Origin of the sequence: Tolypothrix tenuis PCC 7101 (assembly GCF_963874875.1) — a bacterium.
GTDB lineage: Bacteria > Cyanobacteriota > Cyanobacteriia > Cyanobacteriales > Nostocaceae > Aulosira > Aulosira tenue.
The window spans coordinates 6,071,672-6,096,502 of sequence record NZ_CAWNJS010000001.1 but is presented as its reverse complement, the minus strand read 5'-3'; the positions used below and the strand labels follow the sequence as shown (position 1 = coordinate 6,096,502).

Below are 24,831 nucleotides of genomic sequence, written 5' to 3'. Positions count from 1 at the left end.
CCCATTACCCCTTATCCCCCTTTACAACCAATTCCCAATTAATACGTAAGCCGACCAATAAGAAGGCGCTTTGTAGCTAGAGTGTTGCAATAATTGTAACTGGGCATGACGGAGAGCTTGGGCTTTAGTAACTTTCTTGCTTTGCAGTTGTTGATAGAAATCACCTACAAATATGGCTGTGGATTGATCGTCAATTTGCCACAAAGATGCTACAGTACTGCGCGCTCCGGCTCTAATTGCGGCTCCAGCTAAACCCAGTGCGGCGCGGTTATCGCCGGCGGCGGTTTGACAAGCACTCAATACTAATAGTTCCACTGGTTCTGGTTTGGTTTCATCCCGCGTGCGGAGTAGGTTATCAAATTGCTTGACATTGATGGCACCGTCAGCAGCTAAGATAAATGTGTCTTCGGCGCGGGAGCTAAATTGACCGTGAGTTGCCAAATGTAGAATGTTAAAGGGAACTTGATTAACTTCTTTTGCTAATGCCTTTTGGGTAAATTCTGCATCTAAGAGATTAGTTGTAGAAACTCCAGCTTTGGCTATTAAACCCACTTCCGATTTAATTGCAGGTAACGGTGAGAAGTTGGGGAAACTTGGCGGGGGTTCTGTTAACCCAGCAGTTAAGGCTCGCAATTGCTGTTTTTCTAAAGGTTTGGGATTAAGTAATTGCAATCCTACACTAAGTGCGATCGCATATTTCTCGATTAAATATTGTTTACCATCGTAGAGAGATGCCATTGGCAAGTTGCGTAATGCGCCATCGAGTACAAATACGAGGGTATTTACTTTATTTTCTGGCAATTGTGATTCAATAGGTTTAATTAGCCAATCGTAAACCTGTTTTCCTTGGGTTTTAACGGCGTTAAGCGCAGTCGGACTCACCAAATTTCTTCGTAGTTCTACCAAGACTTTGTTAACTTCCGCTTGGGGAATTTGGGTACTGTAATGCTGTAGAGGTTTTTGAGGAATTTTGACAATTACCTGAATTTCTTGCGGGAGAATAATCGGATAAAGAATTGCTGCATTAGGATTATCTTTATCTACGACTTGATCTAAAGCTACACTCTGTCCTAAAAGACAAGCTTCGCGAAAGAAGTTATCTAATTCTGCTAACTGTAAAGCCTCAATGCGCTGGCGTGCTTTATCTAAAATTTTGTGATCAGCTTTTCCCGCTTGGGATTGCAGCAATAACTCTACAGACTCTCGATACACTGGTTCCACACTATCGCGGAAGCTAAATTGCACATCCTGATTAATTGCAACCAAGTCCCGGCGCAGAGAATTGAGAGTTCCTACCGCCCCATCATAAGCTGCGATCGCTTTTTTTAAATCTTTTTGTGCCCAAAAAATTCTGCCTAATTGCCACTCTAAGCGATAAGCTATTTCCGGAGCGTTGTTTGTTTGCGCTAAAACTAATGCTTGTTTAGTCAGCTTTTGCGCCTCTTGCCAATTTTGGGCTTGCTCGTACAAATTAGCTAAACTGCCTAAAGCATAAGCTTCTGTTTTTTGATCCCCCAAATTGCGAGATTGTTGAATAGCGGTGGTGAGTTGCAGAGACGCGATTAATCGCGTCTGTACAAGAGTGGGGAGTTGGGAGTTGGGAGTTGTGAGTTTGTTGAGGCTTTGGGCGAAGTTAATTGCTGCGTAAATACTTGCACGGCTGGGGGGGAGTTGTGCAAGCTGGGATTGGATGGCGGGTAATAGGGTTTCGGCTGTGGAAAGCTGTTTATCTTCGATGAGTAGGCTGAGAAGATTTAGCTGTGCTTGGACTTTGGTTAAAGGCGAGGGGGATAATTGCACAGCTTCCTGATAATAAGCGATCGCACCTGCTTTGTTCTGCTGTGTGCGGGCGTTGTTCCCTAAACTAACAAGAATTGCCCCAAGCTCTGCATTTGATGGTAAACTCTTGGCGATTTCTCGACTTTGCTGTAAGACAGCTTCAGACTTTTTCCCATCGCCTATGGCTAACAGGCTATCTCCAAGCGATCGCAATCCTACGGCTTTTTCTAGAGAATTTGGTTGCGATTGTAGTTTTTGATGCGCTTCTTCTAGTATTTCTACAGAGCGCAAGTAAGCGCCTTGGCTTCTTAAAGCCTGCGCTTGATTAATTAGCGTCCGCACTACGCCATTTTCTTGTTTTAGCTGCGTATAAATTTTTGCTGCTTGTTGCCAAGTTGCTAAAGCCGCCTCCGCCTGTCCCGTGGCTAATTGCAAGCGTCCTTGAATATCTAAAGATTGCGCGAATATTTGCAGATTTTGGCTGTTTTGTTCGACCTTGAGCAAATTTAAACTGTCTGTAATTGCCTTTTGTGCTTCTTGCCAAGCGCCGAGTTGCTGGTAAGCTAGGGAAAGATTACTCAAAGTGGCGGCTTGTTTGATGCGATCGCCTTGAGTTTGATATTCCTTCACCGCTTGCTGCAATACCTGCACCGCCTCACTAAACTTTCCTGCATCGTAAAGCAATTTACCCTGTTGCAGTAGGGAAGCCGGATTTGCAATTTCTTTGACAATCGGTGGCGATGAAGCAGCAATTCCCGGAACCACCGCTATCATTGGTGAACTCAAACTGCATAGCAAAGCCATAATAAAGTAAATAAACAGGCGGAAAAATTTGATTTTTCGCCTATTTTCTCCGGAATAACTGGCTATAGACAATTGAGTTACTTTCTGCATGGGATAGATTGTCAGCCTATGTCAGGGTAGTCTGCAATCAAATCCTACAGGAATCAGGGAACTTTGATAAGCACCTCATAACCCTCGCTGCGTGGTTGTGCGATCGCCCAAAACAAAAGAAGTCGCGATAGTTATACCATTTTGAAAAAAGAACGCGACAGATGAGTAGGGGCACGGCACCAGTAAGATATTTGATATGCCAAAAGATTGAGGATGCCGTGCCCTGACAAAGGATTTATCTGTCGCAAACATTATTTGAATTGGTATTAGGTAGTAATAACTCCACAAAATGTAAAAAAATGTTGGCGTTTTATATTTTTTCTGATCATTTAGTAGGGTGCGTTAGCGCTACTCGTAACGCAGGTTTCCTAACCTAAGATTTTTTCATAAATTAAAGTATAATTATCATCGTTTTTTCCCTAGCTGCTACATAAAATTAATATTAATTTCTTTAGTGATTAACGCTACATTGTTGCTATACAAATTGCAGATTGCGCCAGTTTTTTATCAAGTTACATCAAATTACAACAGTCTGCTTTTAGCTAGCTAATAAATGCCCAAAACGACTGTCATTTATGGAATTTTAAAAAAACATTTAAATTTTATTTCCCTATATATTTACCTGAAGCATATAATTATCTAAATATTATTAAATATTTTAATCAATTTATATATAGCAAAAACATACCAAAATATGGCATTTTAGATAATGAGCTAACTTAATTTAAAATTTTAAATTGTTTTGCGTAAAATTAACGTTATTTTAGCAATCCAAAAGGAGTTAACATTTTTATTAAAGATGGAACCCGTACAATTTAGTGAACTTAAGACTAATGAAATATATAAAATTGAGTTCCTCAACGGCTACAACTTACAGAGTAAATTTATAGGCATTAAAAGTGGACGTTACTATTTTTTAGATGAAAAAGGACAGAAATTTTCTTTTACCAACAACACTATTGTGCATCTGCGCTTTTATAAATCTCAGGCTGAATAAAGTGTGATTGCAGAATAGCCAAGCCGCAACCAGATAAATCGCCGGGATGCGATCAGCCCTTTTTCTCCTTAACCAACAAGTATTGGATCGCACATTCTAACTCAGATACCAATACCACAAACCTGCTCACGAAACCGCAAACTCTGTAATTTTGCGTTGTTCAGGAGTTCTAAAACCTAAAACAATATGCTCTTTAGGAATTCCCGCAGCAACTAAATCTACAGCAACACCTTCTTCTGTACCATCCTGCTGAATCCAAAGTTTACGATCAATAATGTCGATGTGTAGCAAAGTGCCATAGATACGGTAGCCATTTTGCCACCCAGCTTCTACTAAAAGATAGCGAGTCTCCTACGGAGAGGCTGCGCCAACGCGCTGTTGATCAAACACTAATTCTACTTCTACTTCTTCGTCGCTACCTAAAAAATCAGCATACTCTTTTAGTACTTTTTCAATGATGTCCTTATACTGAGCCTTTAGTGAATCCATCGGATAATTTCCTCCTGGAATGCAACAGATTGCAAGTTGGTGAGGTACAGATAATTGTAAGGGCAAGGCAGTGCCCATTGGTGTCAACTTAAGCTAAAAGCTATATAGGGCGGGCGTTGTAAAAAAACCCTCGCCCTCATCCCCTAACCCCTTCTCCCTCAAGGAGAAGGGGAATTGAATCTCTTGCTCCCCTCTCCCTGAGGGAGAGGGGCTGGGGGTGAGGGCGAAACCTTGAACTAAGCGGGTTTCACGTTAAGTTGACACGTATGGACTGTGCCTTGCCCCTACCCGCGACACTGTATATTGAAGGTAACCAAATAAATGCGATCGCACATCCCCCATAAATAAGCGATCGCTTTGTAAACTAGCACTTGTAACTCACAAACTAACACTTGCAACTCGTAAACTTGCTTTTGCAACTCGCAAACTAACACTTGCAACTCGTAAACTTGCTTTTGCAACTCGTAAACTAACATTTGCAACTCGTAAACTTGCTTTTGCAACTCGCAAACTAACACTTGCAACTCGCAAACTTGCTTTTGCAACTCGCAAACTTGCTTTTGCAGCTAATTTCCGGAAATATACTCTTATTTATTAATTTTGCTCATACTATTGCTAGCAAACTTCTGTAACTTCACTGTGGCTAGTACATTTATTTATTGCGTATCTTAAAGGTATCTAAGGAACTCAGTATCAAGCATTATCAGGGTTCTTCATATCAAAATTTCAACAGGAAAACTTTATGGCGCAAAAGAGACGCAATTCCATCGCACTCACCAAAGCTGAACGACGGATTGAAGGGATGCAGATGATCAATTCTGACTTAGACTTTGGTAATGGGTTATCAATCGCCAGTTATCAAAATAAAATTTTGGAAATTCGAGATAAATTAACCGCCTATAACCAAGCAAAAACAATGGTGGAGACAACACACTCTGCATTAATAGAAGCAGAAAGTCAGTTGAATATGATTTCTGAGCAAATGCTGCTGAGTGTTGCATCTCGCTATGGCAAAACTAGTGATGAGTATGGCATGGCTGGTGGAACGCGCCGGATATATAGAAAGAAAGCACGTCCAGCTGTTCAAACAACATTCTCTACAGAAAAATAATTGAAAATTTGCAATTACTTGCATTAGCCAGCGAAGAGGTAAATTGAGAATATTTGCCTCTTTGCTTGTGTAGAATACCAAAATCTAGTTCCCTCCCCTTTCCAAGGCTACGGTGTACACACAAGTACTATCTGTAAGGGTTTCAGGCGTTATAGACCCCTGAAATTGTCATTACGAGCGCAGCGAGGTAATCACATAATCCCGTGGTTTTTGCGATTGCTACCCTGCAGGAAGGCTCCGCCTACGTCGTTTCTCTTGGCTGTGGACAGGCTTCGGGAGCGATCGCTATAATCTGGACAAGCAATTGCCAACAACTGGCTATTGAAACAGGGCGATCGCTCTTTTATGTGCAATGGATACCAAATTAAAATACCAAAACATTATTCAAAGCGTACTCCAGAATCATGCCGATTATCGAACAGCGCTAGGCGATGGATATGCTTCTCAAGTTTTATTTGATGATGAACGGCGACAATATTTAGTTTTAGATATAGGTTGGAGTGGTGACAAATATCTTCATGCAACACCCATACATTTAAGTTTAATTGATGAAAAAATTTGGATTCAATGGGATGACACCGAAGAAGGCGTAGCTAGTGATTTGCTAGCAGCAGGAGTTCCTAAAGAAGATATAGTTCTGGGTTTTCGCCATCCTAAAATCAGGCAACATACAGGTTTTGCGGTGGCATAGTTTTAGCATAGTTCGTAGGGTGTGTTATGCCGTAGGCTAACGCACCTTGTTGTTGATAATGCGTCGGTGCGTTGCGCTGCGCGACAACACACCCTACATTTAAATTCTTTCTCACGTCTCTTGGCGATCGCAGTTATCCCCAGCTATCAAAGCCTTGCTATTAGCTAATGAGTTTCAGACTGAATTGTGGATTAACAAGAAAATTACGCAATCATTGACACAAGCAATTAAATCAAGACTTAAAGTAGCTAAAATGTAAAAACGTGATATATTACGTCTCTTACTTAATCCTGGTTTTATGGCACTGCCAATTGTTGCAATTATCGGTCGCCCCAATGTGGGCAAATCTACCCTGGTTAATCGTCTCGCCGGGGAACAAACGGCGATAGTCCATGATGAACCAGGAGTAACGCGCGATCGCACTTATATGCCATCTTATTGGAACGATCGCGAATTTTTGGTTGTCGATACAGGTGGCTTGGTTTTTAATGATGACACGGAATTTTTACCACTGATTCGCCAACAAGCAATGACAGCTCTAGCCGAAGCGAGTGCGGCTATCTTTGTGGTTGATGGGCAAACTGGGCCTTCTCACGCTGATGAAGAAATTGCAGAGTGGTTACGTCAACACCCTGTACCTGTACTGTTGGCTGTTAATAAATGTGAATCCCCCGATCAAGGATTAATCCAAGCTGCAGAATTTTGGCAATTAGGCTTAGGTGAACCTTACCCAATTTCGGCAATTCATGGTAGTGGTACAGGCGAATTGCTGGATGAGTTAATTAAGCACGTTCCCCAGGTGACAGATGTACCGGAAACTAATGAAATTAAAGTAGCAATTATTGGTCGCCCCAACGTTGGTAAATCTAGTTTATTAAACGCTTTTGTGGGAGAAGAAAGAGCGATCGTCAGTCCCATTTCTGGTACAACCCGCGATGCGATTGATACCATGTTTGAGCGGGATGGACAAACCTATCGCTTGATTGATACTGCTGGGATTCGCAAAAAGAAAAGCATCGAATACGGCACAGAATTCTTTAGTATTAACCGTGCTTTTAAAGCAATTCGTCGCGCCGATGTAGTGTTAATGGTAATCGACGCTTTAGACGGAGTTACCGAACAAGACCAAAAATTAGCAGGACGAATTATTGATGAAGGTAGAGCTTGTGTAGTTGTAGTTAATAAATGGGATGCTGTGGAAAAAGATTCCTACACCATTTATGACTATGAAAAGACTATGCAATCCCGGTTGCATTTCACTGAATGGGCAGACACAATATTTGTCAGTGCCGTCACAGGACAGCGCGTCGAGAAAATTTTAGAATTAGTCAATCAAGCGGCGGAATCACACAAACGCCGTGTCAGCACATCTGTAATTAACGAAGTTTTAGAAGATGCAGTAAGTTGGCATTCACCACCAACCTCACGCGGTGGGCGACAAGGTAGAATTTATTACGGTACTCAAGTCAGTAGCCAACCACCCACGATCGCACTGTTCGTTAACGATGCAAAACGCTTTAACGAAAACTACCGCCGCTACATCGAAAGACAATTCCGCCAACAACTAGGATTTAAAGGCACTCCCATTCGTTTATTGTGGCGCAGTAAGAAAGTCCGTGATGCAGAAGTTGCTAGTATCAATCGTGCTACCCGCGTTTAGGGGCTTCCAACTAGAAAAATAGCCTATTGCTGTCTTGGCAGAGGGGCAGGGGGCAGGGGGAAGAATATTATTTGAGTAAATTGGATAATTTATTTTCTCGAAGTCCCTAAAAATTTGAGATTTAGGATTTGGAACTTTAGACTGGAGTGGACTAACTAACAATCAGAAGCTTATACCTACGACAGACCTAATAATCCAAAATCCAAATCTAAAATCTAAAATTGCCACATGGATTTACTGCGATCGCTACCTCTGGGACTTTATTTAGAAGAACCTCAAACTTGGCTGCATAGAATTGATCCCCGCGTCAAGTTTGCTTGGTTGATGAGTTTACTCACCAGTTACTTATTTGCCCCGATCGAATGGCGGGTACTGCTGGTCATAGTATTGATTTTTGTGACTCTCACTGCCAGAATTCCTAAAAGAGTATGGCAGCAGCAAATGGGCTGGTTATTACTATTGTCGGTTCTGGTGTTATTAATTGCCGCGATCAGCCCCGATGGTTTAGGCGTAAATTATCAGCCCCGCCTCCCAGCCAACGAGCAAATTTTAACTCAGCCATCCACTGCCAAACCGCCAAATGTTGATGAAAAAGCAGAATTTGGCAATAAAGAATATAAATATGTGATATTTCACCAAGGGCCAGTCAAAGTCAATCGCCGTTCTTTAGATTTAGCGGTGCGCCTAAGTACGATTTTATTTACCGTAATTTATAGTACTAACTTGTATCTGCTAACCACAGCACCAGAAGAAATCACAGCAGGTTTAGAAAGCTTAATGCAACCACTAAGGCGGCTGAAGTTACCTGTAACAGAAGTAGCTTTAACTTTAACTTTATCTTTGCGATTTATTCCTCTAGTCTTAGAAGAAGTGCAGAATTTAGTGCGATCGGTAATGACTAGGGCGATTAATTGGAAAAAGCTAGGAATCAAAGGCGCAGTCAAAGTTTGGATGATTATAGCAGAGCGATTATTAGAAAATTTGCTACTCCGTGCCGAACAAATGGCCAGCGCAATGACGGTGCGCGGTTTTACCAGCCCTAACGAGCATCGCGTATTGTGGCATGACCTACGCTTAAAAAGGTGGGACTGGCTAGCGATCGCAATTTTAAGCTTATTTTGGGGCGTGCGACTATTACTTGGTATACAAGTTTAATACTCCGCTGTGTAAGCAGAGGAAGCAGAGGAAGCAGAGGAAGCAGAGGAAGAAAATTATGAGATTCTCTTAGCTCTCAAAATTGGATAATTGAATTGCTGAAATTCCCTAAAGATTGTGAATTTTGCAAAATTCAAGATAATGTTTCAGACAGCGATTGCGAAACAGCCGCGATGATGGACGGAATCTCAACTCCGACAACCTCTAACCCTTTGTTAATTACGAATTACGAATTACGAATTAGTAATTATGACCCACCCTTGGTATTGGCGATCGCTTCCTTTAGAAAATCGTACTGGTTCCGAAGTATTCGCGGCTCTATTTCGCCCCACTCATCAATCTGAAATCGCCACCCTACTAGAAAGCACCTACCCCACTCCAAAAAACCATCCCCAACTCAATCGCTATTCTATTTGTGCAGGCGCACCTCGCATTATCAATGGTGTCCCCCAAATGTGGACACCCGCACTAGGAAAAGTTCTACCCTTTTTATCCGATTTACTAGAAAACAGAGGAATCGGACAACAAATAATTTCCCCCTCATCCCCCCCTCACCTCCCCTTCACTGGTGGCTGGCTGGGATGGTTGGGTTATGACATAGCCTGGGAAATTGAACAACTACCGCAAAATAAATGCGATCGCTTGCCGTTTCCTGTAGCTTTTTGGTATGAACCAGATTGTTTTGCCATTTTGGATCACGCCGAACAAACTCTTTGGCTAGCGGCTAGCGATGAGAGTAAATTGGATGATTTACAGGAAAAATTAGCTAAAAAAGCCGCAATTCTCCATCAGGAAGTCTTAGAAAACAATCGCAAAATTCCAAATTACCCTATTTCTCCTCGCTTCCACACATCGCAATCAGATTACGAGACAGCAGTTAACCAGGCGAAAAAATATATTCAGGCGGGAGACATTTTTCAAGCAAATCTGTCATTGCGATTTGAAGCCACTACAACCGCTTCTGGTTGGTCAATTTACCAAACATTGCAACGAATTAATCCTTCTCCTTTCGCTAGCTATTGGCAAACACCTTGGGGAGAAGTGATGAGCTGTTCCCCAGAAAGGCTAGTATTATTGCAAAACGGCCAAGCCGAAACTCGACCAATCGCCGGGACGCGATCGCGGGGGATCACGCCAGAACAAGACATTCAGCTTGCACAAGAATTGCTCAGTAACACCAAAGAACGCGCCGAACACATCATGCTGGTGGATTTGGAACGCAACGATTTAGGGCGAGTTTGTGAATGGGGGACTGTGTGTGTTGATGAATTGCTAACAATTGAGCGCTATAGCCACGTGATGCATCTTGTTAGTAATGTTAAAGGCCACTTAAAAAGCGATCGCACCGCCATCGATTTAATTCGCGCCCTCTTCCCTGGTGGCACAATTACAGGGTGTCCCAAAGTTCGTTGCATGGAAATTATTGAAGAACTAGAACCAGTCCGGCGCAGTTTATTCTACGGTTCCTGCGGTTATTTAGATTGGCGAGGCAACTTAGACTTAAATATTTTAATCCGCACCCTGTTACTAGCTCCAGCTCCAGGGGAACAGGGGATCAGCACTTCCAACTCTTGTACAGACGCGATTCATCGCGTCTCTCCCACTCCCAACTCTTGTACAGAGGCGATTGATCGCGTCTCTCCCACTCAGCACTCACAACTCAACATCGTTTGGGGACAAGTTGGCGCAGGTATTGTCGCTGATAGTGATCCTGAGCGAGAATGGTATGAATCTCTGCACAAAGCTCAGGCACAATTGGTAGCACTGAATATGCTAAATCATCAATAGTGTACCCTTGGCGATTGTGTGCCGACAGGCGAAAATTGTGGCAGCATTAAAAGAGGTTGATGCACACAGAAGTCTAAGGGCTGAATTTTATCTTGAGAAACCTTGCATGATGTATCCCTTGGTCGTTCTTCACAGGAGATAAAATGGCTGATATTTTCTGAGCCTTACCCTACATAGCACCTAAATGTAGGTTTCCCAGGCGAACTTGCCATTACTCTTGTTGTTGTCCCCTACTAGTACAGCAAGCGCAAACACCAAACTAGCAACTCAAAATTAGCGAAAAGCTTATTTAATCAACTTTTTGGTGCCTTAATTTTGAGTTTCGCGTAGCGCTACTAGCTTCAATACTGCCTTTAAAACACTAGATCAAGGGCTTGGCAAACACCACTCTACAGCAAACATTGTTGTATTTCGCGTCAATTTGCACAAATATTCTCACGAAAGCGGTGTATCATCGTCTGAATGTTTGTACTAAAACTGCGGAAAGATATAAAAAATAGACGCTTACCTTGACCACTAAATGAATTCAGAAAACTCAGAAACTTACATTAATCATCCAACTTGGGGTCTCCTTTACAGAATCTGTATGGTTGACGAGACCCAGGATTTGTTCACTACACTTTATGCCCAACGTTTATTTTTTTTGGTAACAAATGACATCAAAGGTATAAAATTTCAGCCCATAGGCCGCACCGAAGCCAGAATGATGTTGGAAAATCGCTTGCGTACTCTGCGTCGCACCGGGCATTCTCAGGAGTACGATCTGCTTCACGGTGTTTTTCAACGCACATTCCAATAAGAAGCAGAGGAGCAGGGAGCAGGGGAGCTAATCTTCATTCTTGTACAGACGCGATTAATCGCGTCTCTGCAACTCGCGATGAATCGCGTCTGTGCAACCCAGCACTTTGCTAGACCTAGAAACTGCTGTAATGTAGGGGATCGTTAATTTTGAATTTTGGATTGTGAATTGTGAATTGCGATCGCAGCGAAGTGATATCCAATTTAAAAAATGATTGCGATGGAGTCACACAAGTCTCAACCAGACAGCAATTCCCAATCCAAAATCTCAGATCTAAAATCTAAAATTGTATGACTAGTTCAATTGGCGAACGCATTGCCAAAATTAGCTCCTCCCTACCATCTTCAGTACGCTTGATTGCAGTTAGCAAAACAGTGCCGGCGGCAATGATGCGCTCTGCATACGCCGCCGGAATTCGCGATTTTGCCGAAAGCCGGATTCAAGAAGCCGCAAAAAAGCAAGCCGAATTACAAGATTTAAGCGATATTACCTGGCACTTCATTGGGCATTTGCAAAGCAACAAAGCCAAAAAAGCCCTAGAACTATTTTCCTGGATTCACTCTGTCGATAATTTGCAGTTAGCACAGCGCTTGGATCAAATAGCAGAACAATTGGCCGTTACTCCTAATGTCTGTCTGCAAGTCAAAATTCTTCCCGATCCCAACAAGGGCGGCTGGAATGTAACACAACTTTTAAATGACTTATCCGTAATTAATCAATATAAAAATTTACATATTCAAGGTTTAATGACAATTCCGCCTTTAGGATTAAATGAAGCGGAAATTTTAAATGTATTTAATACTACTCGCGACCTAGCGAAAACCATTAGGGATCAAAACTGGTCGCACATTGAGATGCAGCACTTGTCGATGGGGATGTCTGGTGATTATCACCTAGCCGTACAAGCAGGAGCAACGATGGTAAGGTTAGGAACCATCTTGTTTGGCGATCGCACCCAGAGAATGTGAGAATAATATTCAATTACCTGTAGGTATTGGTATCAGAAGCTTTCAGCCGCTTTTGAGAAGGCTTCTCAAAGAGAATATTGCAACAAGTAACAAAAGATATAGTTTTGCCACAAGCTTGATCTCCGAAAAATGGGGTGGAAATTAACTTTCATTCGGAGAAACATTAGTATATAATCTTGACTCATTATCGCGTTTAGGTAATCATGCAGATGCAACCAACAACATCTGCTCTGCACCTAAGCCTGTAGTAGAAACTACCGCTAGTACTAAAATTGCTGAATAAGGCATCCATGTAGCGATCAAAGCTAGCTACATTGATTTATAGTCAGGTAAAAATAAAGCTAAATTGCACCAGGAGCGTACACAATGAACAATATATTTTCTAAACTTAGAGACTTTGTTGGACTAAATGAACAAGTAGAATACGAATACTACGAAGAAGAACCAGAAACCGAAAGCTACCAAAATCTCTATCAAGAAGAGAATGCCCAACCGGCACCCCAAGAACCTGCCACACCAAATCGACGTTGGCGGGAACCCATGCCTACAATGGGTAATGACGTAGCGACAGGGTCAAAATCAATGGGGAATGTGATAGGTATGCCAGGAGCAATTAACGGAATTTCGGAAGTATTAGTACTTGAGCCACGCACATTTGAAGAAATGCCTCAAGCCATTCAAGCTTTGCGTGAGCGCAAATCAGTAGTATTAAATTTAACAATTATGGACCCCGACCAAGCACAACGGGCGGTAGATTTTGTAGCAGGTGGTACATACGCATTAGATGGACATCAAGAACGTATTGGAGAAAGTATCTTTTTGTTTACACCCAGCTGTGTGCAAGTTAGCACTCACGGCGGAGTTATTCACGAAGTACCACAACCACCCGCACGTCCTCGGACAACAACTCCTACTCCAGCATGGGGCAATGAAGTTAACCGGATGGCAGCACAATAAAGGTAAAGTAGTCAAGGGTCAAGGGTCAAGGGTCAAGGGTCAAGAATTAATTTTTTGACTTTTGACTCTGGACTCTGGACTAATAAAAGTATTGACTATTGGTTATTGAACTAATTAATGACTATTAAATTTGGTTTAATTGGTGGCGGGGTAATGGGAGAAGCGCTATTATCCCGCCTTATTGCGCGTGAAATTTATCAACCATCAGAAGTTATAGTTAGCGAACCTCAACCTGCGCGCCATAATTTTTTAAAACAGCAATATAACGTGGCTGTAACTACCGATAATCGCCTGATTTTAGAGCAAACTCAGGAAGTTGTATTATTAGCAGTGAAACCGCAAGTGTTCAGTGCGATCGCTCAAGAAGTAGCAGAGATGATCGATCTGAAAATTACTGAACACTCACCCCTATTAATTTCTATTTTGGCAGGTGTGCCTTTAAGCCAGCTAGAAGCTGCATTTGCCAGATTGCCAGTCATTAGAGCCATGCCCAATACACCCGCCACAGTCGGAGCAGGAATGACAGCAATTTGCTCAGGTGCTTACACCAACGCCAAACATCACCAAATAGCCCAGCAAATATTTGCCGCAGTGGGAGAAGTGGTAGAGGTTTCAGAATACTTAATGGATGCAGTCACAGGACTATCCGGAAGCGGCCCGGCTTACGTAGCCTTGATGGTAGAAGCACTCGCAGATGGCGGAGTAGCCGCCGGTTTACCCAGAGCGATCGCCAATCAACTAGCCCTACAAACAGTCCTCGGAACCGCCACACTCTTACACGAGAGCAAAATGCACCCCGCAGAACTCAAAGATAGAGTTACCAGCCCCGGTGGTACCACAATTGCCGGCATCGCCCAACTAGAAAAAGGCGCATTCCGCTCCGCCTTAATTGAAGCAGTCAAAGCAGCCACAGAGCGATCGCAGGAATTGGGGAAGTGAGGGGGAAGAGGCAAGGGGGCAGGGAGCAGGGAGCAGGGAGCAGGGAGCAGGGGGCAGGGGGCAGGGAGCAGGGAGCAGGGGAGAAAAGCAATTACCCATTACCAATTACCCATTACCCCATGCCCTATGCCCCATGCCCTATGCCCAATCCCCCATGCCCCATTCCAAAGTTGACAAAATAGCCGTTAATATAGTAGACAGTCTGGTTGCAAATTTGATTGAGTGAACTATCCCGCACCGTCCCAAGAAGTTGACCTAGAGTCAATATTTCCTTTTCATCTAGATCAATTCCAAAAAGATGCGATCGCGTCCCTCAATGCTGGTCGTTCTGTAGTCGTTTGTGCGCCTACAGGTTCGGGCAAAACGTTGGTGGGTGAATACGCTATTTATCGTGCTCTGGCGCGAGGCAAACGCGTATTTTACACTACTCCTTTAAAGGCGCTGTCGAATCAAAAGTTACGTGATTTCCGCGAAAAATTTGGGTTTGAGCAGGTCGGTCTGTTAACTGGAGATGCTTCCATTAACAGAGAAGCACCGATTTTGGTGATGACGACAGAAATCTTCCGCAATATGCTCTATGGCACACCCATAGGGCAAGTTGGCATCTCTTTAGTAGATGTGGAAGCGGTGGTACTAGATGAGTGCCACTACATGAACGATCGCCAACGCGGAACAGTTTGGGAAGAATCTATTATCTATTGTCCCCGGGAAGTGCAATTGGTGGCACTGTCGGCAACGGTTGCCAATAGCGATCAGCTCACCGATTGGCTAAATCGCGTTCACGGGCCCACTGACCTGATTTACTCCGATTTTCGCCCCGTACCTTTAGAATTTCATTTTTGCAATCCCAAAGGATTGTTCCCCCTACTCAACGACAGCAAAAACAAAATTAACCCCCGCCTAGCTAATAGGGGAAAAAGGCGACCAGCAGACAGGGGCAAAGGTGGTAGGCCAGAAGCGCCCAGCATAATTTATACCTTGAATCAGCTACAGCAACGGGATATGCTACCCGCCATTTACTTTATCTTCAGTCGGCGGGGATGTGATAAAGCTGTGGCAGAGGTGGGTGATTTATGGCTGGTAAATAATGATGAATCCCAAATTTTGCGCCGCCAAATAGATGATTTTTTAAGCCGCAACCCCGAAGCGGGGCGTTCGGGACAAATTGCGCCTCTCTATCGCGGCATTGCGGCTCACCATGCGGGAATTTTACCTGCTTGGAAAGTGCTAGTAGAAGAATTATTCCAGCAGGGGCTAATTAAGGTTGTATTTGCCACCGAAACACTAGCTGCGGGAATTAATATGCCCGCCCGTACCACTGTAATTTCCACTCTTTCCAAGCGTACCGACACCGGACATCGCCTGTTGAACGCTTCCGAATTCTTGCAAATGGCAGGACGTGCTGGTCGGCGTGGCATGGATTTACAAGGTCATGTAGTTACAGTCCAAACCCCCTTTGAAGGTTCCAAAGAAGCAGCGTATTTAGCAACATCCAAACCAGATCCTCTAGTTAGCCAGTTTACCCCCAGCTACGGGATGGTACTGAATCTCCTGCAAACCCATACCTTAGACCAAACTAGAGAACTGATCGAACGCAGTTTTGGGCAGTACATGGCAACTCTGCATTTACAGCCAAATTACGATGAGATTGCTGAACTGCAAGCCCAATTAAATCAACTGCAAGAGCAAATCGCCGCAGTTGATGAAAATGAACTGGCTGTGTATGAGAAATTGCGCCAACGCCTGAAAGTAGAACGGCAATTATTAAAAACTCTGCAACAGCAAGCACAGGAAGACAGACAAGAGCAATTAGCAATGATGTTGGGCTTTGCTGTCTCTGGGACAATGCTGAGTATCAAGGGCAAAAACATTACAGTTCCTACACCAATTACAGCAGTGTTAATTGGTAAAACTTCTGGTGAGCAAACACCTTACTTGGTTTGCTTGGGACGAGATAATCGATGGTATGTAGGCACAACCGAAGATATCGTGGATTTGTATGCCGAATTACCACGAATTGATATCCCACCAGAGATTTTGCCACCACCGGAACTATTATTTAAACCAGGACAGATATACCGTGGTGACGCACAAACAGCAGCTATTGCCCAAAGAATTCCGCAACCAGAGGAATCTTTATATATGGCTCCGGAAGTTGCAGAACAACTCAGCCGTGTAACTGCTGTACAAGAGCAATTAGAAGCTCATCCTGTGTATCAATCGGGTAATGCTGGCGCTATTTTTAAACGTCGGGCACGTTATGTAGAACTAGAAGCCGAACTGCAACTATTGCAAGAGCAAGTTGAGCAACAATCCCAACATCATTGGGAAGAGTTTCTCAATTTAATTGAAATTTTGCAGCATTTTGGCTGTTTAGATAACTTAGTACCCACAGCATTAGGGCAAGTTGCTGCTGCTATCCGGGGAGAGAATGAATTGTGGCTAGGTTTGGTATTAGCTAGTGGTGAATTAAATAATTTAGATCCGCACCATTTAGCAGCCGCAGTTGCAGCTTTAGTTACAGAAACTCCTCGCCCTGATAGCAAAGTGCGGTTTGACATCAGCAATCAAGTTGTAGATGCTTTAGCAAAACTGCGAGGAATTCGCCGCCAGATGTTTCAAATCCAACGGCGGTATAACGTGGCGCTGCCTATATGGTTAGAGTTTGAGTTAATTGCTCTCGTAGAACAATGGGCGTTAGGAATTGAGTGGACAGAACTATGTGGAAATACGACCTTAGATGAAGGTGATGTGGTCAGAATATTACGCCGGACTTTGGATTTATTATCTCAAATTCCCCATGTACCGAATTTGCCAGAGTCATTGCAGCGCAATGCTTACCGCGCTATGCAGTTAATTGATAGATTCCCTGTGAATGAAGTAGTGGAATAGGGCATTGGGCATTGGGCATTGGGCATTGGTAATGGGTAAAATAATTTCTCCCCTTGTCTCCCTGCCCCCACCTGTGTCAACTTAAGCTAAAAGCTATATAGGGCGGGCGTTGTACAAATACCTCGCGCCCTCATCCCCTAACCCCTTCTCCCGCAGGAGAAGGGGAACTAAATCTCTTGCTCCCTTCTCCCTGTGGGAGAGGGGCACAGGGTGAGGGCGAAACCTTGCAACCAAGAGGGTTTCACGTTAAGTTGACACCAATGCCCTGCCCCCTGCCCCCCTGCCTTTTCCTAGTCCCCATTAAGAGGCGATCGCACATTGCCTTGACTCTTTACGAAGACAAATATACAATTCAGATTGATATAGAAGGGGAGTAGCTGCTGGCATGAAAAGCCAGCCCATCTGAGTCAACATACTGGCGATGAGCCTGGTTCAGATGACAAGTATTTAGTATTTGGCAGCGAGACCTTCACCGAGTTCACACCCAAAAGGGTGGAGCTTGGTGAGGTCTTTTGGTTCTCATCAAGCTCCATCGCAGTCAACGATTTTTCAGGAGCTTGAAAGAGTGCTAACAGCTTTTACCGCAGGTTTATTACTAATTACAATTTCCGAGTTAGGTGATAAAACATTTTTTATCGCCGTAATTTTGTCAATGCGTCACCCCCGACGCTTAGTCTTCTTGGGGGTGACAGCTGCTTTAGCTGCAATGACAATTCTTTCGGTAGTTCTGGGACAAACAATATCTTTGTTGCCCAAAATTTATATTCATTATGCCGAAATTGCTTTGTTTATTGCCTTTGGTCTGAAGCTGCTGTATCAAGGTAGTAAGATGTCAAAGGCTTGTGATACGGAAGTTGTAGAAGAAGCGGAAGCTGCGGTAAAGCAAGCAGATTCACAACTACCCAAACGCAAAACCCCACTGGCAATTTTAATCGAAGCCTTTACCTTAACATTCATGGCAGAGTGGGGCGATCGCACACAAATTGCTACCATTGCCCTAGCAGCAGGTAATAATCCCATTGGGGTGACTGTAGGTGCAGTATTAGGACACGCCATTTGTGCTGCGATCGCAGTCATCGGTGGCAAAATAATTGCGGGACGCATCTCAGAACGTCAAATAACTTTAATTGGCGGCTGCTTATTTTTAATTTTTGGTGTTGTAGCAGCCATTGAAGGAGCGTGAGGGGATTAGGGATTGGGGACAAATCAATTCAAAATTCAAAATTCAAAATTCAAAATTAAAGAACTCCTCAGGATTGGGGAACTTGGGGCCCCCTCTGGGGATAAGGGGTAATGGGGATAAGGGACTGGGGACTGGGGAAGATGAGGGGGATGAGGGAGACAAAACAATTCAAAATTCAAAAGAATACACTGTTTCCCGTTCCCTCTCACAAACAGCAATCACCAATTACCAATTACCAATTACCAATTACCAATTACCAATTACCAATTACCAATTACCAATTACCAATTACCAATTACCCATTACCCATTACCCATTACCCATTACCCATTACCAAATGACAAATACCTAATTTTTTACCACAGGAATTTCAATGGAAAATTCTGTCCCTTTTCCTAGTTCAGACACAAATGAAATTGCTCCTTGATGTTGTTCTTCAATAATTTGGCGACTAATAGACAAACCTAATCCGGTTCCTTTACCTACAGGTTTAGTGGTAAACATTGGTTCAGCTAAACGTTGTTTAACCTCTTCTGTCATGCCAATTCCATTGTCAGCAATTTGAATCACTACTACTGAGCGCTGTTCTAGTACGCTAGTACGAATTGTAATTTTTCCTGTGTACTCTACCAATGAAGAATCACTTTTGACAAATGATTCCTCAATGGCATCAATAGCATTAGCCAAAAGGTTCATAAAAACTTGGTTTAAGGGGCCAGGAAAACATTCTACTAGCGGTAAAGTATCATAATCTTTAATTATTTGAATGGCTGGACGTTCTGGGTTAGCTTTGAGACGATATTGCAAAATTAATAATGTACTGTCGATACCTTCATGAATATTTGTCGGTTCAGCGCTTGCATCATCGCGGCGAGAAAAATGCCTGAGTGCGCGAATCATTTGCGCCATGCGCTTTGTGCCTTTATGCATGGATAAAATGATTTCTGGAAAGTCGCATATCAAATAATTCAAATCGATTTCATCGATTTTATCGACTATTTCATCTACTGGTTCGGGATAATATTTTTGATAGAGATTTAATAATTCAATAAAACTTTGAGTATATTCAGAAGCATGACCAAGATTGCCTAAAATAAAGTTGACAGGATTATTAATTTCATGAGCAATTCCGGCGACTAATTCACCTAAAGCAGACATTTTTTCTCGTTGTATCAGGTTTACCTGAGTTTGCTGAAGATGAGATAAAGCATGAGAAAGTTGAGATGTTCTCTCTTCTACCCGTTGTTCTAAATCTTTAGTCAGGCTTTGTAATTTCGCTTCTGCTAATAGACGTTCTGCTACTTCTTGTTGCAATTGCTGATTCTGAGTTTGCAGTTGCTTGGTGAGATGACGAATTTTTAAATGAGTTTGCACACGTGCTAATACTTCTTGTTGCTCGAATGGCTTGGTAATATAGTCTACCGCTCCCAAATTTAAGCCTTTAACTTTATCGACAGTTTCCGAAAGAGCCGTCATAAAGATAATGGGAATATCAGCAGTTATGGGATTTGATTTTAAGCGATCGCAGGTAGTAAATCCATCAATACCTGGCATCATTACATCTAAGAGAATAATATCAGGGTGAGCATATTCAGCTTGAGCGATCGCGCCTTCACCATTCACAGCCACTAAGATTTCCCAGCCTGTATCCATCAAGGATTCTGATAAAACTTCTAAATTATTGGGGTTATCATCAACAATCAAAATTACCCCTATTTCTACAATTTCTAAACTCATTGTTGTGTTCCTCGATATATCTGCATAAACTCTTTGATTTTGTCGATTTGAAAGCTTTTTGCCAGTTGCAGTAACTCTTGAGCAAAAGGTATAAATTTCTCATCTAATTGTTTGAGCTTTTCTGCTTGCTCACGAATACCCTTAATATTTCCTCTCATCGCTAATTCAAAAAGCTGCTCAAGTTCTTCAGATGGAATTGCAATTAATTCATTGAATGAAATTTGAGGATTCACAGGTATCACTTCTACAGTTTCTTTTAACTGTAGCGACTCATAAATCCATTCAACTTGTAAGTACTGCTGTAACTTCAAAAATAAATCTTCGATCTGCACAGGTTTAGGAAGGAAATCATCTGCACCAACTCCTATACTTTTATGTTCGTCAGATTCAAATACGCTAGCAGATGAAACAATAATAGTTAAGTTTTCAAACTCAGGTAATTTCCGGAGACGACGTGTCAATTCAAAGCCATCCATTACAGGCATTGCTAAGTCTGTAATGATTAAATCAGGTAAAAATTGAAGAGTTTTTTCTAAAGCTTCTTCACCATTAGTTGCTTCTGCAATTTCAAATCCAATTTCTTGGAGCAGATTGACAATCACAGAACGGTTTTCCCATTTATCATCGACAATTAAAACTTTCCGCTTACCATTAGCAATGCCCACAATTTTATCGTCGGCTATCATTCTGGCTGATTGCATCCAGTCTAATGATTCCTGTAAATCCAAATCCATCCAAAAGATACTACCTTGATTTAATTCGCTTTTTACATGAATTTTACTACCCATTAATTTGACAATTTTTTGGCTAATAGCCAAACCTAAACCAGTACCTTCAGATTGTTTGTGAGTATCTCCAGCCTGCTCAAAAGGTAAAAATATTTTCTCTGTTTGTGATTGGCTCATGCCAATTCCTGTGTCACTAATTTGGCAGCGAATTTTTGTACTTAATGTTGATTTTTCTAATACAGTCACAGTGAACTGTACACCGCCTGTTTCAGTGAATTTAATAGCATTACTCAATAAATTAATTAATACTTGTCGTAACCTTTTTTCATCTGCTGATATACCTGTTGGTAAATCGGCAGAAGGTTGATAAATAAATGAGAGACTTTTTTGTTCTGCACGAATGCGGCAAATTTCTACAACACTTTGAAGAAATGCTGGAAAATGGAAATCATGACAAGAAAGTTCCATTTTTTGAGCTTCGATTTTAGATAAATCTAAAATATCGTTAATTAATGTTAAAAGATGTGAGCCACATTGGTGAATAATCCTTAAGCCATCCCGTTGTTTAGTTGTGATGCTAATATCTCGTTGGAGAATTTGAGCATAACCTAATATACCGTTCAACGGAGTTCGCAATTCGTGGCTCATATTAGCTAAAAACTCACTCTTAGCACGATTTGCTTGATCGGCAAGTTCTTTCTTTAATTCCAGTGAGCGATAAGATGCAGCTAAAGTTGCAGACATTTGGTTAAATGCATCTGCTAATTCTTCAATTTCATCTTGAGTCTTAATCTTTAGGCGATATTCTAGATTGCCATTTCCAAGAATTACTGCTCCCTGTTGTAGCTGTTGAATTGAGCGAATTACTGGTAAGAGAATTAGGAATAACTGCCCGATAAAAATTAATAAAATAGACAAGATAATGATTTGTCTTGCTAGTTGGGTATTATGTTTGAAACGCTCAAATTCTTGCTTGTCTAGCGCATATTGTTGTTGAAGTTTCTGAGTTAAGACATTTAAATACAGTTCAATATCACGAGAAAAAGCATTAATTACGCGAAAATCTTGCTGTGATTGAGCTAATTCTAAAGGTTTATCGATTTGCGATTGACTCGTGAGTTCTGTAACTACCTCAGCTAAAAGATGATGGCGATCGCGAATTTTATTTAACTCTGCAGCTACACCTGGATTTAAATTTTCTAGTTCAGATAAATTAGTAATAAATGCCGATAATGCATCTTGGTATTTCAGCAGATTTACCGCATCACGCCTCAGCAGAATCATATCTTTAAGCGCTGCTACCTGATTATTTAAGGCAACATTAATTCGCAAAATAGTAGTTAAAGCCTGAGCATTTTTGGTTTGGGTGTCTTGGGCTGTAGTTTCAGCTCCCCTAATGAAGATGTCACCACCAACTAGAGTAGAAACAACCAGTCCTCCGACAATTAAAGACGAGCCAATACACTTGGTCGTAATTCGCATAATTTTTTGTCGTTCTATTGAGTGGGAACCCGCTTTTGAAAGTCTCTAATAATGTCATAATCGGAATCTTGCACCAGAGTATAGCCAACTCCCACAGCACCGCTAGGGTCGATTAAACCTGCAGGTGCATCAATCAAAGCCTTTTTCAAATGATCTTTGAGTTCAACAGAGACTTTACTAGCAGCAACAATAGGTATGCTAGGCAGTGGAACAGATTCCCAAATAATCGCGTATTTTTTGGGATCAATTTTCCCTTCTTTAATTTGTTGCGTATACGATCGCTTGTCATCTGCGATCGCATCTACTTCACCTTTGATTAAAGCTTGCTTAGATTTATGATGGCTACCCAAGAAAACAACTGAGTGAAAATCTCGTTGAGGATTAATACCCAATTCTTGTAATTTAGCCATTGGGACAACATATCCAGAAGCAGATATCTTACTGACAAAAGCAAAGCGTTTACCTGGTAAATCTTGTAAAGTTTTAATACCACTAGTTTTGCTAGCAATAATTACAGATGTGTACCAAGGTCGCTTCGTATCTTGATTAATTGGTGAAACCAGGGGTTCAATTTGAGCATCTCGAAGGCGGGCCGCAATATAGCTACTTGGCCCCAGGTAGGCTAAATCTACTTTCCCTTGAATTAATAACTCAACCGCTGTTTCGTAGTTCTTGGTAATTTCAAAGTGAAAAGGCCGCTTCAGGGTTTTGCCTAAATAGTCAGCCAAAGGTTGCAGTTTCTGTTCTTGCTCAGAGGAAACTTGCCAAGGAATCACCGCCATTGTGATGGCTGCTTGTTCGTTTTCAGTTCGCTGGCTGTGAGGTGATGGAACCGTCAGGGGTTGAATTGCAGACGAACTTTCACGAGTTGCAGTACAGGCTGTACCGAATAGTGCGATCGCTAATCCTGAAAGCCAGATAGTAGCCCTTATCTTAGGTAAATTATCCACAACTTTACAAAAAAGTTGCTGATACATAAATTTTTTCCTTTTGAAGCCTGTTCTGTGAACAACGGTGTACTCGTTTATTAATCCCAAAACCGTACATCTACTCACATCAAGGCTGGAAAATTTTTTATTTCATATAATTTAAGTATTATTACTTGAAAGGGGAATGGGGATAAGGGGTAATGGGTAATGGGTAATGGGTAATGGGTAATGGGTAATAGGTAATAGGAAAGGGAAAAGGACGACAGGATAAAAATTTTGCTTTTGAACGCCAGTTGCTACCTCGTGGGAACGCTTTCATCGGTACAATTCGGGGAATCGCAAGGGCGCACTGGCTCCTTTTGAGTACAGACGCGATTAATCGCGTCTCTGCAACTTTTGACTTTTGACCCTTGACCCTTAACCCTTACGGTTTACTTGTTGGTGCGGCTGTAGACGATGCAGTTGGTGCTGGAACTGGAGCAACTTCTGCTGCTTTATTAATTTCGTCTTTGTATTGAGCAGGTGCTAAAGCCGAAGCCGTATTAAATAAAGGTTTAGCTTCAGCAACTTTGCCTTGTTGCTTCAGTAACATTGCCTTAGCCAAAACCGGACGAAAATCCTTGGTATCTTTTTGAATTGCTTGGTCGTATGCGGAGATAGCTTGGGTATAACGTTTTTGAGAGGCATGGACAGTGCCTAAAAGCACCTGTACTGCAACCGTATCTACACTTCCCGGCTGAATTTTATTAGCTTGGGGTGCGGCGGATAAAGTATCTTGCAATAACCCAATAGCAGCTTCAGGACGTTGTTGACTTAATAGCAGAGACACCATCCCTTGCAAAGCTTTCAAATCGCCTGGTTTTGTACTTAAAACACTGCGATAAGCTTGAGCTGCGCCTTCTTTATCGCCAATTTGCTGCTTGGCTTGAGCCAAAAGAACAGCGTATTCAGTTTGTTCTGGATTCAGCTTGGCTAACTTTTCTAAAGGTTCAATTACACCTTGAATGTCTCCTTCTTTGAGAGTTAAAAGTTGTAACCTTGCTTGGAGCAAGCCTTTGAGAGCAGTTTGATTTTCTGGTTCCCGTTGTAAAACCAGCTGATAACCCCGAGCTTCATCTTGGAGTTTTGATTTTTGGTCAGTTGAAGCCACATTGTTCCCAGCGCTGGCATTGTTCTGGGCTGGGGTTTGCTTATCATTTTGTTGATTAAATGCAGCAAACAGTGGAACCATTGAAATTCCCACAAAAGCAAGAACTGCCAGAGCCAGCACGACCTTAACTAACCAGCTGCGCGTTTGAGACACAAGACTTCCTTCTTTTGAACATTAATGACATTATCATTTACAGAAAACGCAAAGTTAAAAATTTCCAAAACTTTGCGGAATACCGTTAATTGCCTGTGAATTTTATAACAAATAACGATCAACGCTTGCTAAAGTAAGTGATGACTTTAGGAGGAGCCGTCAGCATTGTAGCTATGATATGCTTCCGAAACTAGTGCAAAGACGCTAAATTACACATTTAGTGTACAAATAAATTTGCGTCTTTAGAATTGTATAGGGCGCTCTGGCGTGGCTGGGTTGAAAGTAAATATACTTTCATCTGCCGCACAAACGCTCTTTTCAGCTGCCTTCGTAAAATCCCACAATGGGAT

Annotated in this window: 20 protein-coding genes and 1 pseudogene; 14 read left to right on the top strand and 7 right to left on the bottom strand. The window is 42.2% G+C overall.

Going from position 1 to position 24,831, the window contains the following annotated elements; genetic code table 11:
* Positions 1-21: 21 nt before the first annotated feature.
* On the bottom strand, positions 22-2,673 hold the full coding sequence (locus AACU25_RS24090; protein WP_096579988.1) for a CHAT domain-containing protein: 2,652 nt from the start codon (positions 2,671-2,673) through the stop codon (positions 22-24).
* 799 nt (positions 2,674-3,472) lie between these two features.
* Between AACU25_RS24090 and AACU25_RS24085 the strand changes: the two genes are divergently transcribed.
* The gene (locus AACU25_RS24085; protein ID WP_096579986.1) at positions 3,473-3,670 is read left to right on the top strand and encodes a hypothetical protein; all 198 of its coding nucleotides are present in this window, start codon (positions 3,473-3,475) and stop codon (positions 3,668-3,670) included.
* A gap of 126 nt (positions 3,671-3,796) precedes the next feature.
* On the opposite strand, the pseudogene AACU25_RS37000 reads toward AACU25_RS24085, so the two are convergent.
* Both AACU25_RS37000 and AACU25_RS24070 read right to left on the bottom strand, forming a co-directional pair.
* Positions 3,797-4,159, bottom strand: a pseudogene (locus tag AACU25_RS37000) (element excision factor XisI family protein).
* A 284-nt stretch (positions 4,160-4,443) separates the two neighbouring features.
* Positions 4,444-4,704: a hypothetical protein gene (locus tag AACU25_RS24070; RefSeq protein ID WP_096579984.1), complete on the bottom strand. Its 261-nt coding sequence runs from the start codon at positions 4,702-4,704 to the stop codon at positions 4,444-4,446.
* Positions 4,705-4,901: 197 nt separating this feature from the next.
* Between AACU25_RS24070 and AACU25_RS24065 the strand changes: the two genes are divergently transcribed.
* The 13 genes from AACU25_RS24065 to AACU25_RS24005 all read left to right on the top strand — a co-directional run bounded on the left by AACU25_RS24065 (position 4,902) and on the right by AACU25_RS24005 (position 18,643).
* The gene (locus AACU25_RS24065) at positions 4,902-5,270 is read left to right on the top strand and encodes a hypothetical protein (RefSeq protein WP_096579983.1); all 369 of its coding nucleotides are present in this window, start codon (positions 4,902-4,904) and stop codon (positions 5,268-5,270) included.
* Between the two features lie 203 nt (positions 5,271-5,473).
* Positions 5,474-5,638: a hypothetical protein gene (locus AACU25_RS24060; protein ID WP_190445884.1), complete on the top strand. Its 165-nt coding sequence runs from the start codon at positions 5,474-5,476 to the stop codon at positions 5,636-5,638.
* A complete protein-coding gene (locus AACU25_RS24055) occupies positions 5,623-5,961 on the top strand; it encodes a XisI protein (RefSeq protein WP_096579981.1) in 339 nt (112 codons plus the stop codon). The genes AACU25_RS24060 and AACU25_RS24055 overlap by 16 nt, the downstream gene beginning before the upstream one ends.
* Positions 5,962-6,259: 298 nt before the next feature.
* Complete coding sequence (gene der, locus AACU25_RS24050; RefSeq protein WP_096579979.1) at positions 6,260-7,621, top strand: ribosome biogenesis GTPase Der; 1,362 nt, start codon at positions 6,260-6,262, stop codon at positions 7,619-7,621.
* Between the two features lie 228 nt (positions 7,622-7,849).
* Positions 7,850-8,776: an energy-coupling factor transporter transmembrane component T family protein gene (locus AACU25_RS24045; protein ID WP_096579978.1), complete on the top strand. Its 927-nt coding sequence runs from the start codon at positions 7,850-7,852 to the stop codon at positions 8,774-8,776.
* A 249-nt stretch (positions 8,777-9,025) separates the two neighbouring features.
* Positions 9,026-10,564, top strand: a complete 1,539-nt coding sequence (locus AACU25_RS24040) for an anthranilate synthase component I (protein ID WP_096579976.1) — start codon at positions 9,026-9,028, stop codon at positions 10,562-10,564.
* Positions 10,565-11,084: 520 nt separating this feature from the next.
* Positions 11,085-11,363 carry a transcriptional coactivator PipX gene (gene pipX / locus AACU25_RS24035; RefSeq protein WP_045873103.1) on the top strand — a complete coding sequence of 93 codons (279 nt, stop codon included), beginning with the start codon at positions 11,085-11,087 and terminating at the stop codon, positions 11,361-11,363.
* 290 nt (positions 11,364-11,653) lie between these two features.
* Positions 11,654-12,331, top strand: coding sequence for a YggS family pyridoxal phosphate-dependent enzyme (locus tag AACU25_RS24030; protein WP_096579973.1), 678 nt, complete (start codon positions 11,654-11,656; stop codon positions 12,329-12,331).
* Positions 12,332-12,697: 366 nt separating this feature from the next.
* Positions 12,698-13,288 carry a cell division protein SepF gene (locus AACU25_RS24025; RefSeq protein WP_096579971.1) on the top strand — a complete coding sequence of 197 codons (591 nt, stop codon included), beginning with the start codon at positions 12,698-12,700 and terminating at the stop codon, positions 13,286-13,288.
* Positions 13,289-13,405: 117 nt separating this feature from the next.
* Entirely contained in the window at positions 13,406-14,227 is an 822-nt protein-coding gene (proC, locus tag AACU25_RS24020) for a pyrroline-5-carboxylate reductase (RefSeq protein WP_096579969.1), read from the top strand.
* 222 nt (positions 14,228-14,449) lie between these two features.
* Complete coding sequence (locus AACU25_RS24015; protein WP_096579965.1) at positions 14,450-17,119, top strand: DEAD/DEAH box helicase; 2,670 nt, start codon at positions 14,450-14,452, stop codon at positions 17,117-17,119.
* A gap of 565 nt (positions 17,120-17,684) precedes the next feature.
* Entirely contained in the window at positions 17,685-18,302 is a 618-nt protein-coding gene (locus AACU25_RS24010) for a TMEM165/GDT1 family protein (protein WP_096579963.1), read from the top strand.
* Positions 18,303-18,451: 149 nt separating this feature from the next.
* On the top strand, positions 18,452-18,643 hold the full coding sequence (locus AACU25_RS24005) for a hypothetical protein (RefSeq protein WP_190446063.1): 192 nt from the start codon (positions 18,452-18,454) through the stop codon (positions 18,641-18,643).
* Between the two features lie 7 nt (positions 18,644-18,650).
* Here AACU25_RS24005 and AACU25_RS24000 read toward each other — a convergent pair whose 3' ends face one another.
* The 4 genes from AACU25_RS24000 to AACU25_RS23985 all read right to left on the bottom strand — a co-directional run bounded on the left by AACU25_RS24000 (position 18,651) and on the right by AACU25_RS23985 (position 24,481).
* Positions 18,651-20,039 (bottom strand): hybrid sensor histidine kinase/response regulator, encoded by a 1,389-nt coding sequence (locus AACU25_RS24000; RefSeq protein WP_096579961.1) that lies wholly within the window; start codon positions 20,037-20,039, stop codon positions 18,651-18,653.
* Positions 20,036-22,249, bottom strand: coding sequence for an ATP-binding protein (locus AACU25_RS23995; protein WP_096579959.1), 2,214 nt, complete (start codon positions 22,247-22,249; stop codon positions 20,036-20,038). Before AACU25_RS23995 ends, AACU25_RS24000 begins: the two co-directional genes overlap by 4 nt.
* A 14-nt stretch (positions 22,250-22,263) precedes the next feature.
* A complete protein-coding gene (gene phnD, locus AACU25_RS23990; RefSeq protein WP_096579957.1) occupies positions 22,264-23,226 on the bottom strand; it encodes a phosphate/phosphite/phosphonate ABC transporter substrate-binding protein in 963 nt (320 codons plus the stop codon).
* A gap of 376 nt (positions 23,227-23,602) precedes the next feature.
* Complete coding sequence (locus AACU25_RS23985) at positions 23,603-24,481, bottom strand: tetratricopeptide repeat protein (RefSeq protein ID WP_096579955.1); 879 nt, start codon at positions 24,479-24,481, stop codon at positions 23,603-23,605.
* Between the last annotated feature and the right edge of the window lie 350 nt (positions 24,482-24,831).